This is a genomic window from Blastococcus sp. SYSU D01042 (genome assembly GCF_054050515.1).
Window position 1 is genome coordinate 281,418 of sequence record NZ_JBJGZM010000001.1, and the last position, 12,000, is coordinate 293,417.

Consider the following 12,000-nt stretch of genomic DNA (forward strand, 5'->3'; position numbering starts at 1 on the left):
GCGGCGGGGTCCCGCCGCGGCGGCCGCGGACGCTGCTCATCTGCGGCCGGTCAGCCCCGGGCCAGGCGCGGGAAGGCTGCGGCGCCGGCGTAGCGCGCGGCGTCGTCGAGCTCCTCCTCGATGCGCAGGAGCTGGTTGTACTTCGCCACCCGCTCGCTCCGGGCCGGGGCACCGGTCTTGATCTGCCCGCAGTCGGTGGCGACGGCGAGGTCGGCGATCGTGGTGTCCTCGGTCTCGCCCGAGCGGTGGCTCATCATGCTGCGGTAGCCGCTGCGGTGGGCCAGGTTGACCGCGTCGAGGGTCTCGGTCAGCGTGCCGATCTGGTTCACCTTCACCAGCAGCGCGTTCGCCGCACCGCGCGCGATGCCGTCGGCCAGGCGGGCGGGGTTGGTGACGAACAGGTCGTCGCCGACCAGCTGCACGCGGTCGCCCAGGGCGCCGGTGAGCGCGATCCAGCCGTCCCAGTCCTCCTCGTCGAGCGGGTCCTCGATCGAGACGATCGGGTAGGCGTCGACCAGGCCGGTGTAGTACTCGGCCATCTCGGCCGCCGAGAGCTGCTTGCCCTCGAAGGCGTAGGAGCCGCCCGAGTGGAACTCGGTCGCGGCGACGTCGAGGGCGAAGACGACGTCCTCGCCGACGGAGTAGCCGGCCTGCTCGACCGCGCGGGCGATGAGGTCCAGCGCGGCGCGGTTGCTCGACAGGTTCGGCGCGAAGCCGCCCTCGTCGCCGAGCCCCGTGGACAGGCCCTCCTTCTTGAGGACGGCCTTGAGCGCGTGGTAGGTCTCGGTGCCCATGGCCAGCGCCTCGGCGAAGGTCGCCGCGCCGATCGGGGCGATCATGAACTCCTGCACGTCGACGTTGCTGTCGGCGTGCGCGCCACCGTTGAGGATGTTCATCATCGGGACGGGCAGCACGTGCGCCGAGGGGCCGCCGACGTAGCGGAACAGCGGCAGGCCGGCGGAGTCGGCGGCCGCGCGCGCGACGGCGAGGCTGACGCCGAGGATCGCGTTGGCGCCCAGCCGGGACTTGTCCGGGGTGCCGTCCAGGTCGATGAGCTGCTGGTCGATCAGCCGCTGCTCGCTGGCCTCGTAGCCGACCAGCTCCGGGCCGATGACGTCGAGGACGCCGTCGACGGCCTTGGTGACGCCCTTGCCGCCGTAGCGGTCACCGCCGTCGCGCAGCTCCACCGCCTCGAAGGCGCCGGTGGAGGCGCCGCTGGGCACCGCCGCGCGGGCGATCGTCCCGTCGTCGAGGGCGACCTCGACCTCGACGGTGGGGTTTCCGCGCGAGTCGAGGATCTCCCGCGCGCCTACGGCTTCGATGCTCGGCACGGGGGGCAGCCTAACCAGCCGCTCACTCCCGTCACGCGCGCCTCGCTGCGGCGGCCGTCCCCTCGGGCCCGCCGGTCCGGATGTTTCCGGGTGGTGCTCGACGCTCAACGCGTGCACGAGTGCACGGAGCCGTTCCGGAAGGCGGCTTCAGGGACAGATGCCGGGCTGCCTTGCAGGCGAAGTCACGTCATGCACTCCGCTGACCGCCCGAGGGGTGACGGGAAGCCCATGCCTGCCGGATGCCGGCGCCACGTGCCGATGCTGCACGCCTCGTCCGGTTCCGAAGGGGTCAGGGGGCGGGGACGACCACGACGGCTTCCATCGGACCGCCGCACTCCTCAGTGCCGCCTACGCGCTCCCAGGTGAGTGCCTGCTCCACCTCGGCCACCTGGCCCTCGGGACTGAGCACGGTCACCACCATGGAGTCCGGCATGTCCATCATCGAGAGCGCAGCCGAGGAGCCGGTCAGTGCACCGCGCACCTCCCGAGCCGGATCGTCACGGTCCTGCTGCGCCTGGCCACAGGGCGACGAGCACCGCGCGACGACAGTCCGCCCGTCCGTGGGGGGCCAGTCCTCGGCCAGCCGCACCACGAGGGTCCGGCCGTGGTCAACGGCCGGGCAGGCCCGTGGCGCGCCGCCTGGCCCATCTCCTGGGCCTCCGCAGCCGCCCAGCAGCAGGACGGCAGTGGTGCTGACTGCTGCAACCGCCAGCGCAGTCATGACCGCTGCGCCTCTACGAGCAGCCCCAGCGCGCACGCAACTCCCCCACCGCATCCAGCCCAGCAGCCACCATCGGCGGCCGACCCGAGCAGCCGACCGAAGCGAACGGTGCCGCACTTGCCTCCGAGGATCAACGGGGCCGCAGCAAGGGTTCCGGTTTCAGGAGCCGCCCTCGCCGCCGAGTCGTCGATGTCCATGGTGGGGCCGCCATGGGACACCTCCGCCCGACCTCACCGGGCGCGGCGGCTCGCACATCTGAGGCGGTCAGTCGGGCGGGATGTCGAGGTCGGTGCCGAATCTCGGCGGAGGACTGATCAGCCCCTCGCCGCTGGGCATGGTGATCGCCAGGTCGCCGTCGTCACCCTCGTCGAACCGCCAGCCCGGCGCCTGGTGCTCGAGACGGTGGTGGTGCCTGCACAGGCAGACCAGGTTGTCGTGCGTGGTCCCACCGTCGGGCCACTCCCGCCGGTGGTCCAGGTCGCCCGTCCGCGCGCGTGCGCGGCACCCCGGGAAGCGGCACCGCCGGTCCCGCAGCCGGACGGAGCGGTCGAGTTCGGCTCCCGGCGTGTAGCCGGCGGCTCCGGTGGGCGGCCCGAGCGCCGCACCGCGGCGTATCCCTGCGGCGTCGGTCAGCGCGACGAGGCTGCCCCGCAGCTTGTCCACGACCGCGATGCGTGGACGGTGCGCCAGCCCGGTCCCGTCGAGGTCGTGGACCCCCACCAGCGCACCCACGTCCAGCAGGGCGCGGTGCTCACCGTCGCACCACGTCCCGTCGAGAATCGCCCCCGTCGCACCGGCCAGCGCCTCCCGGGCCGCTGTCTCGTCCCGCGCCCGGGCGAGGGACGACCACTCACCGAGCGTGCGCTTCGCGACGGGCGTCGGCTGAGGTCCGCCAGCGTCATCGGACCGGTCGTGCACGGCATCGGGGGCCACGGCGTCGGTCGCCTGCGTGCCACCGGCTCGCGGCTGGGGCACGGCCTCGACTTCCGGATCCGTGGGGCCCGGCGCGGGCCCGGGGTCCGGCTCTGGCACGGGCTCCGGGTCGGGCAGGTCCGCGAGGTCCGGCGCCGCCGGGGCACCAGACCGAAGGCGTACCCGAGCTCCCGCACCACCTCGGCCGACACCAGCAGTCCCTCGACCTGCCCGGGCTCCGCGCCGCCGAGCATCGTCTCCAGGCTCGCCACGAGGGTGAGCGCGAGCGTGACCGCCGGGGCACCGTCCTCCCCTGGCCGCAGCACCAGGCCCTCGACGCAGTCGGCCATCCGCTGCTGCTCGGTCCGCTCGTCACCGTCGACCCGGGCCGCCTCCGCGTACCTCTCCAGCGCCCGGTGGATCGCCGCAGCAACAGGCAGCGGGAGGTCGATCGCGATCGTGGCCGTGCCGTCGCGGCGGTCGTGCAGCCGCACACCGCGCTCCCGGACCGCCGCCACCAGCTTCCGGGCGGCGGCGTCGGCGTCCTTGCGCAGGACGACGCACCAGGCGCAGTCACCGAGTTGAGGAGGCGTCTTGCGGCCGAGCAGGCGCAGCACGTGCGCCTCGATGTCCGCACGCACCGCGTCGTCCCTGACCGGGCCGACCACGTGCACCATCTGCCGGGCGTGCGCCGGGCTCAGCGCACCCTCGGCCATCAGGGCGTGCGTGGCGGGGAGCCGCTCGACCAGCGTCAGCGCGTCCGCCAGCTGCGTCCCGGCCGCCCTCGCGGTGATGGACGACGTGGGCGCCACCTCGTCGACCGCCCACTCGCTCACCTCCGACAGCACGGCAGGGCGCGCAGACCGGGTCGCGGCCGACGGGCGGCACCGGGCGAACTCGGCCAGCGACGCCGCGACCACCGCCGACAGCCGCGCGATCACACGGGACGGCGCTGCGGCGCGTTCGAGGTGGTCGATCCCCTGCTGCCGCCACGGCTCCTTCGAACGGGGACGGGCCGCCGGACCCCTCGTCGAATCGTTCGAACGCGTGTTCGATGGTACTCGGCCGACGAGGCGCCGACCAGAAAGGATGCACCGCCCTGTGGACGAGCGGGCGGGCGGAGAAGGCGCCCGGCGGGTCAGCCGGGCTGGTCCACCGATCCGGCTCGGGCGGCGGCGTCCAGCTCGCCGGCGTAGCGCCGCACCGCCTCGCGGAGCGCGTCCTCGACGTCCCAGCCGCGTGCCTGCGCCGCCGCCACGACGCCGAGCAGCCGCTCGCCCAGCTCCTCGGGGCTGCGGTCGGGCAGGTCGGCCGCCCCCGGCGTCGGCAGGCCGGCCCGCCCGGCGCGGCGGACCAGCGCCGCGCCCCACGAGGCCGCGGGCTGCGAGCGGGAGACGCCCTCGGTCGGCGAGCGGCGCTGCTTCTCCTGCTGCTTGATCTCGTCCCAGCCGGCCTCGACCTGCTCGACGTCCCGGGGCCCGGCGTCCCCGAACACGTGCGGGTGCCGCCGCACCAGCTTCTCGACCAGGTCCCCGGCGACGTCGTCGACGTCGAAGCGGCGCTCCGCTGCGGCCTCCGCGGCCACCCGGGCGTGGAAGACGACCTGCAGCAGCACGTCGCCGAGCTCCTCGCGCATGGCGACCGCGTCGTCGTCGACGATGGCGTCGTAGGCCTCGTGCGCCTCCTCGAGCAGGTAGCCGCGCAGCGAGGCGTGCGTCTGCTCGGCGTCCCAGGGGCAGCCACCGGGCGCGCGCAGGGTGTCCATGACCCGGACGACGTCGAGCAGCCGGGCGCCGGGCGGCTCCGGGGCTCCGTCGACCACCTCCGCTCCGGGCGCGGCCGCGGCGTCGTCGCTCAGCAGCACGACGCCGTCCGGGCGGGCTTCCGCCGCCGCGGCGTCGGCGACGTCCTCCACGTGCCAGCCCGCGGCCCGCAGGGCCTCGGCGGTCCCGGCGGCGCCGGGCAGGGCGAGCACCGGCCGGTCGGCCAGCGCCTGCCAGCCGGTGGGCCCCAGCAGGCCGGGCAGCCGGGGGCTGACGACGACGACGAGCGCGACGGGCACCGGCTCAGCCCCCGGCCCCGGCCGGCTGCACCTCGGGCTCCTCGGCGAGGATCCTGACCACGCCGCCCTCGCCGCGGACCAGCCGCCCCTCCTCGTCCAGCACGCCGTAGCGGGGGTTGACGGTGACGTCGAGGTCCCCGCGCACCTCGTCGACGACCTCGGCGCCCGCGACGGCCAGCCGCTCGGCGGCCGCGACCTCGACCTGCTCGCGCAGCTCCTCGAAGGTCGGGTAGGCCTCGCCGGCGACGAAGCCGACCACGGTGCCCACGCCCTCGACGGGGACGACGAACCCGGTGCCCGGCTCGGCGGCGGTCAGCTGCTCGCTGAGCACCGGCGGCAGCTCCTCGGCCGCGCGCCGGGCCAGTTCGGGCAGCGTGGACTCGCCCGGGTACCGGGCCGCGACCGTGGCATAGGCCTCCGGCGCCGCGGTGAGCTCGTCGACGACCGCCTCCCCCGTCGCCTCGTCCGGGACGGTGATGTAGCCGAACTCCACCTGCGCGTAGTCCTCGCGGATCTCCGTGTAGACCTCCTGCAGCGCGTCGTCGGAGAGGTCGCCGGCGCCCTCGGCCGCGGCGAGCTCCTCCCGGAGCAGCTGCTGGCGGATGGTCTCGGTGACGTCGGTCCGGCTCACGCCCTGCGCGGCGAGCTGGCGGTAGACCTCGTCGGGGTCGTCGTCGCCCATCAGCTGGTCGATGCGGGCGCGGACCGCGGCATCGTCCACGGAGAGGTCGTACCGCTCGGCGACCTCGGCGTAGACCTCGCGCTCCACGAGGAACCCGAGCACCCGGCGGGTGTAGTCGGCCTCGCCGGCGGCGGCGACCTCCTCGATGCCCTCCTCGGTGCGCCGCTGCTCGACCCCCTGCTCCAGCTCGGCGACGGTCACGCGGGCGTCACCCACGTAGGCGGCGACGTCCGGGGAGGTCCGGCACGCCGCCAGGGTGGGCAGGGCGAGGGCGAGCAGCAGCCCGGCGGCGGCCGCCCGGGGAGCGCGGGGCATCAGCACGACCGCAGGTTGCCACACCGGCCGCGCCGCCCGCGCTCACCGCCGCCGAAGTGGCCACTTCGGCGGTTCAGGACGCGACAGCGGCGACGGGGTGGTCCAGGACGGCGGTCAGCGTCGCGCGCAGGTTCTCCAGCAGCGCGATGTCGCGCACCGGCGTCCGCCGGTCGGGGCCAACCGGCAGCTTGAGCACGATCGTCTCCACCGCCGCCTTGTAGGAGGCGCCCTCGGCCAGGCGGGCCAGCCGCAGCTGCTTGGACTCCGGCAGCACCACCGGGCTGATCCGGACCGCACGGCCCTGCAGCGACACCTCGGTGATGCCCAGCGCGCGCATCGCGACCCGGAAGCGGGCGACCGCGAGCAGGTTGAGCACCGGGGCGGGCGGGGCGCCGTACCGGTCGGTGAGCTCGTCGAGCACGGCCTGCGCCTGGTCGTCGTCGGCGATCGAGGCGACCTTGCGGTAGGCCTCCATCCGCAGCCGCTCACCGGGCACGTAGTCGTGCGGCAGGTGGGCGTCGATGGGCAGGTCGACGCGCACCTCGACCGGCTCGGCCGGGGCCTCCTCGCCGGTGACCTGGGCGCGGTAGTCCGCGACCGCCTCACCGACGAGCCGGACGTAGAGGTCGAAGCCGACGCCGGCGATGTGGCCGGACTGCTCGCCGCCGAGCAGGTTGCCCGAGCCGCGGATCTCCAGGTCCTTCATCGCCACCGCCATGCCGGCCCCGAGGTCGGTGTTGTTGGCGATGGTGGTCAGCCGGTCGACCGAGGTCTCGGTGAGCGTTCGGGTGGGGTCGTAGGTGAAGTAGGCGTAGGCGCGCTCACGTCCTCGGCCCACCCGGCCGCGGATCTGGTGCAGCTGGGAGAGGCCGAAGGTGTCGGCGCGGTCGACGATCAGGGTGTTGGCGTTGGGGATGTCCAGGCCGGACTCGACGATCGTGGTGGCGACCAGGACGTCGTACTCCTTCTCCCAGAAGCCGACCATGATCCGCTCGAGCTCGTGCTCCTTCATCTGCCCGTGACCGACGGCGACCCGCGCCTCCGGCACCAGGGCGCGGATCTTGGCCGCGGCCTTGTCGATGGACTGCACGCGGTTGTGGATCACGAACACCTGGCCGTCGCGGAGCAGCTCGCGGCGGATGGCGGCGGCCATCTGCTTGTCCGCCCACGCGCCCACGTAGGTGAGCACGGGATGCCGCTCCTCGGGCGGGGTGAGGATCGTCGACATCTCCCGGATGCCGGTCAGGCTCATCTCCAGCGTGCGCGGGATCGGGGTGGCCGACATGGACAGCACGTCGACCGCCGTCCGCATCGTCTTCAGGTACTCCTTGTGCTCGACGCCGAAGCGCTGCTCCTCGTCGACGATGACCAGGCCGAGGTCCTTCCACCGGGTCGTGGGCTGCAGCAGCCGGTGGGTGCCGACGAGGATGTCGATGTCGCCGGCGGCCAGCTGGCGCAGGATCTCGGTGGTCTCCTTCTCCGACTGGAACCGGGAGAGCACCTTCACCGTCACGGGGAACTGCGCGACCCGCTCGGAGAACGTCTTGAAGTGCTGGTTGGCCAGCAGCGTCGTCGGCACCAGGACGGCGACCTGCTTGCCGTCCTGCACCGCCTTGAACGCCGCGCGCACCGCGATCTCGGTCTTCCCGTAGCCGACGTCGCCGCAGATGATCCGGTCCATCGGCACCGGGTTCTGCATGTCGGCCTTGACCTCGTCGATGGCCGCGAGCTGGTCGGGCGTCTCCTGGAACGGGAACGCGTCCTCGAGCTCGCGCTGCCAGACGGTGTCCGGGCCGAACGAGTGGCCCTGGGTCGCCATGCGCGCCGAGTACAGCCGGATCAGTTCGCCGGCGATCTGCTTGACCGCCTTGCGCGCCTTGGCCTTGGTGCTCTTCCAGTCCGCGCCGCCCAGCTTGGACAGCGCCGGCGCCTCGCCGCCCACGTACCGGGTGAGCTGGTCGAGGGAGTCGGTGGGCACGAACAGCCGGTCCGGCGGCTGGTTCCGGCGGGAGGCGGCGTACTCGACGATCAGGTAGTCGCGCTGCCCGCCGTTGACGGTGCGGCTGATCATCTCGATGTAGCGGCCGATGCCGTGCTGCTCGTGGACGACGAGGTCACCGGGCTGCAGCTGCACCAGGTCGACGGCGTTGCGCCGGCGGGCCGGCATCTTCACCGCGTCGCGCATCGAGGTGCCGCGCTGACCGGTCAGGTCGTGCTCGGTGAGCAGCGCCAGGCCGATGCCCGGGAACGCGAACCCGGTCTCCAGGTTGCCCTGGGTGACCGTGGTCAGCCGCGGCTCGGGGGCGGCGTCGACGCCCGGCACGAGCGCGGCGCCCAGCTCGGCCTCGGCGAACTGGTCGGCGGCGCGCTGCGCGGGGCCGGGACCGGCGAAGGTGACGACCACGCGCCAGCCCTCCCGGTGCCAGCCGCGCATCGTCTCGATGGCCTTCGGCACGTCGCCGGCGAACCGGTCGACGGTCGTGGCGTCGAGGTTGATCACGCCGTCATCCGCCGTGTCATCTGCTGTGACGGTGAACGACCCCGTCGTCCACCACGGCAGCCCGCGCCCGCGGGCGGCGGCCTCGACGTCGGCGAGGTCGCGGAAGGACGACGCCCCCAGGTCCAGCGGGGCCTCGCCGGCCTCCGCGGCGGTGGCCCACGACGCGGCGAGGAACTCCTCGGCGGTGCGCACCAGGTCCGCCGAGCGGCTGCGGACCCGCTCGGGGTCGGCGACCAGCACGTGGGTGCCGGCGGGCAGGAGGTCGGTGAGCAGCTGCATCGCCTCGTCGCCGATGAGGGCGGGGGTGAGGGACTCCATGCCCTCGACGGCGATGCCCTCGGCGACCTTGCCCAGCACCTCGAGCAGGCCGGGGTGCTCCACCGCCAGGGCGGCGGCACGGGCCCGGACCTCCTCGGTGAGCAGCAGCTCGCGGCACGGCGGCGCCCACAGCCGCTCGGGGCGCTCGTCCAGCGAGCGCTGGTCGGCGGCGGAGAAGTAGCGCAGCTCGTCGACCTCGTCGCCCCAGAACTCGACGCGGACGGGGTGCGGCTCGGTGGGCGGGAAGACGTCGAGCAGGCCGCCGCGGACGGCGAACTCGCCCCGCTTCTCCACCAGCTCGACGCGGGTGTAGGCGGCGTCGGCCAGCGCGCGCGCGACGTCGTCGAGGTCGGCGCCGTCCCCGGGCTTCAGCTCCACGGGCACGAGGTCGCCGAGGCCCGGCGCCAGCGGCTGCAGCACGCTGCGCACCGGTGCGACCAGCACGTCGATCGCGCCGTTCTCGCCGGGGTGGGTCAGGTCGCGGAGCACGGCCAGGCGGCGGCCGACGGTGTCCGCGCGGGGGCTCAGCCGTTCGTGCGGCAGCGTCTCCCAGGCCGGGAAGGTGGCCACGCGGCGCCCGGGCAGGAAGCAGCGCAGCAGCTCGGCGGCGACGTCGGCGTCCCGCTCCCCCGCCGTCACCAGCAGCACCGGCACGCCGGCCCCCGGTCGCGCGGCGGCGAGGGCGGCGGCCACCAGCGGCTGCACCGGCGGCGGAGCGGTGACGGCGAGCTCGGCGTTCCCCGCGGCCGCCACGACGCGAGCCATACCGGGATCGCTGAGGACGACGTCGAGCACGCCGCGAAGGGTCACGCTGTTCTCACTCCTGGGATGCGGGGCCGCGCCGCTGCCGCCGAGTGCGGCGCGGGGCCGGTTCCCAGGTTAGACGGCACCACCGACAGCCGCCCTCCGCGAGCGGACCTCAGCCGACGCCGCGCATCCGCCACGCGTGCCGGGCCAGCTTGGCCACGAGCTGCGCCGCGCCGTCGCCCGGGGCGACGTAGAACCGCGGGAGGGTGAACCGGTCGCCGGGCAGGTAGTCGCCGGTGACGCAGGCGTGGTCGTACCCGGCCGCCCGCACCGCGTCGGCCGCTGCGGCGTCGAACTCGCCCCACGGGTAGGCGAACCCCGGCACGTCGGCCTGCAGGACGTCCTGCAGCACCTCCCGGCTGCGGGTGACCTCCTCGGCGAGCACGGCCGGCTCCGCGCCGCGCAGGTGCGCGTGGTGGAGCGTGTGGCTGCCGACCTCGTGACCGGCCGCGGCGATCGCGCGCACGCCGTCGGCGCCGACCAGGTCCAGCCGGGGACCCTCGTCCCACGCGTTCTGCCCGTCGAGGCGGCCGGCCACGACGTAGACCGTGCCGGTCATGCCGTGGCGGCGCAGCACCGGGACGGCGTGGTCGAGGAAGTCGGTGTAGCCGTCGTCGAAGGTCAGCCCGACGAGACCGGCGGCCCCGCCGCGGTCGGTGGCCCGGACCAGCTCGGCGAGGGAGACCCCGCGCAGGCCCAGGCGGCGCAGCAGCCGCAGGTGCCGGTCCAGCCGCTCGGGGTGCACCCGGATCCGGTGGGGGTCCGGACCCTCGGTCGGGCTGATCGAGTGGTACATGAGCACGGGCGGCATCCGCAGCCGGTCCCGGTCGGACGCCGGGGTGCGCGGCCCGCTCGTGGCGGCAGCGGTCACCGGGACCCGCCGCGGCGGGCGGCCGGCACGGACGCCGGCGGGCCGGCGTCCAGCAGGTCCAGTGCCCGGCGCAGCACGGTGCTGGAGGTGTGCATCGTGTACGGGAAGTAGCGGACCTCGACGCCGACGGCCGCGAAGTCTCGCTCCAGCCGATCCCCCTTGGGCGTGCCCCGCCAGTCGTCGCCCTTGAAGATGACGTCGAAGCGCACCTCGCGCCACGTGTCGATCTTGTCCGGGACCACCTCGGCGTGCACGTCGTCGACGAACCGCAGGCTGCGCACGATCTCCATGCGCTCGGCGAGCGGGACGACCGGCAGCCGGCCCTTGGACTGCAGCAGCATCTCGTCGGAGACGACGCCCGCGATCAGTCGGTCGCAGTGCTGGGACGCGTGCCTGAGGATGTTGAGGTGCCCGACGTGGAACAGGTCGTAGGCACCCGGTGCATAGCCGATCAGCGTCATCTCACGTTCCCCCGTATCGATGCTGAACGCCCAGTCGACCAGGCTTCATGACCCTGCGTCACCAACGCGGCGGCCGGTTCACCCGATGGTGGTGGGCGCCGGCACGGCCTCGGGGCGGTCGGTGAGGCGGGCCATCTCCGCGCGCCACCGGGGCAGCGCCAACAGGAGGAAGCCCGCGGTGCACGCGGCGAGCAGCGCGTAGGCGCCCACGAACGCGGCGGTCCAGCCGAGGAGCAGGAAGACCAGGCACTGCACGCCGTAGTCGGTCGGGAGCAGCACCAGCGAGCGCAGCACGCTCGCCCCACCGGCGCCCGGGGCGGCCCGGGTGGCGGCACCGTGCCGGCTCCGCAGCGCCTCGTTCAGGAGCATGGCGGAGAAGTAGACGACGTCCACGACCAGGTAGCCCAGCGGGATCAGCAGCCAGGCCGCGTCCAGGTCGCCCTGCCGGTGCAGGCCGATGGCCACGGCCAGGTGCAGGCAGGCGATCTTCGCGGCGTCCACCATGTGGTCGAGCCACTCCCCGGCGGGCGAGCCGCCACCCCGGAGGCGGGCGAGCTGCCCGTCGGCCGAGTCGAGGGCGTAGCCGAGCACGAGCCCGAGCGCGACGAGCACGCCGACCCACCCGGTGTGCGGCGCCAGGGCGACCGCGGCGAGCGCGGAGAACGTCAGGACGGCGCTGCAGGCGGTGACGCCGTCCGGGGTCATGCCGCGGTGGAACGCGACGGCCGCGAGCAGCCGGCCCAGCGGCCGGTTGACGAACCGTCCGTAGGCCGGGGCGCCCTGCGCCCCCTTCTGGGCGCCGGCCAGGCGGCGGACGGTGTCGGCGACCGTCTCCCCCGGCGCCGGCCGGACGGGCGGGCGCGTCGGGGCGGCGGCGGGAGCGGGCACGTCCGCCTCCGCCACGTGGTCCTGCAGCACGGGGGACCTCCGGTGGTCTCGTCGGGCCCGCTGCGCGGACCGGCCCGCCGAGTGTGGGGGCAGCGCGCCCCCACCCGGCCCTCCTCGGCGGAGGACCTCACC

10 protein-coding genes are annotated in these 12,000 nt (G+C 74.7%); all 10 read right to left on the reverse strand.

The features are described from left to right. Positions 1-50 precede the first annotated feature (50 nt). Positions 51-1,331, reverse strand: coding sequence for a phosphopyruvate hydratase (gene eno, locus ACI79H_RS01435; protein WP_456552590.1), 1,281 nt, complete (start codon positions 1,329-1,331; stop codon positions 51-53). Between the two features lie 289 nt (positions 1,332-1,620). Further along, entirely contained in the window at positions 1,621-2,052 is a 432-nt protein-coding gene (locus ACI79H_RS01440; protein ID WP_456552591.1) for a hypothetical protein, read from the reverse strand. 264 nt (positions 2,053-2,316) lie between these two features. Next, complete coding sequence (locus ACI79H_RS01445; protein WP_456552592.1) at positions 2,317-2,715, reverse strand: HNH endonuclease signature motif containing protein; 399 nt, start codon at positions 2,713-2,715, stop codon at positions 2,317-2,319. Continuing rightward, positions 2,682-3,905, reverse strand: a complete 1,224-nt coding sequence (locus tag ACI79H_RS01450; protein ID WP_456552593.1) for a DUF222 domain-containing protein — start codon at positions 3,903-3,905, stop codon at positions 2,682-2,684. The genes ACI79H_RS01445 and ACI79H_RS01450 overlap by 34 nt, the downstream gene beginning before the upstream one ends. A gap of 197 nt (positions 3,906-4,102) precedes the next feature. Continuing rightward, a complete protein-coding gene (locus ACI79H_RS01455) occupies positions 4,103-5,026 on the reverse strand; it encodes a MazG family protein (protein ID WP_456552594.1) in 924 nt (307 codons plus the stop codon). 4 nt (positions 5,027-5,030) lie between these two features. Next, positions 5,031-6,023, reverse strand: coding sequence for a SurA N-terminal domain-containing protein (locus ACI79H_RS01460; protein ID WP_456552595.1), 993 nt, complete (start codon positions 6,021-6,023; stop codon positions 5,031-5,033). A 73-nt stretch (positions 6,024-6,096) separates the two neighbouring features. Continuing rightward, positions 6,097-9,651, reverse strand: coding sequence for a transcription-repair coupling factor (gene mfd, locus ACI79H_RS01465; RefSeq protein WP_456552596.1), 3,555 nt, complete (start codon positions 9,649-9,651; stop codon positions 6,097-6,099). A 109-nt stretch (positions 9,652-9,760) separates the two neighbouring features. Next, on the reverse strand, positions 9,761-10,519 hold the full coding sequence (locus ACI79H_RS01470) for a polysaccharide deacetylase family protein (RefSeq protein ID WP_456552597.1): 759 nt from the start codon (positions 10,517-10,519) through the stop codon (positions 9,761-9,763). Continuing rightward, complete coding sequence (locus tag ACI79H_RS01475; RefSeq protein WP_456552598.1) at positions 10,516-10,980, reverse strand: adenylyltransferase/cytidyltransferase family protein; 465 nt, start codon at positions 10,978-10,980, stop codon at positions 10,516-10,518. The genes ACI79H_RS01470 and ACI79H_RS01475 overlap by 4 nt, the downstream gene beginning before the upstream one ends. Before the next feature lie 78 nt (positions 10,981-11,058). Beyond that, positions 11,059-11,898, reverse strand: a complete 840-nt coding sequence (locus tag ACI79H_RS01480) for a CDP-alcohol phosphatidyltransferase family protein (RefSeq protein WP_456552599.1) — start codon at positions 11,896-11,898, stop codon at positions 11,059-11,061. Positions 11,899-12,000 lie beyond the last annotated feature (102 nt).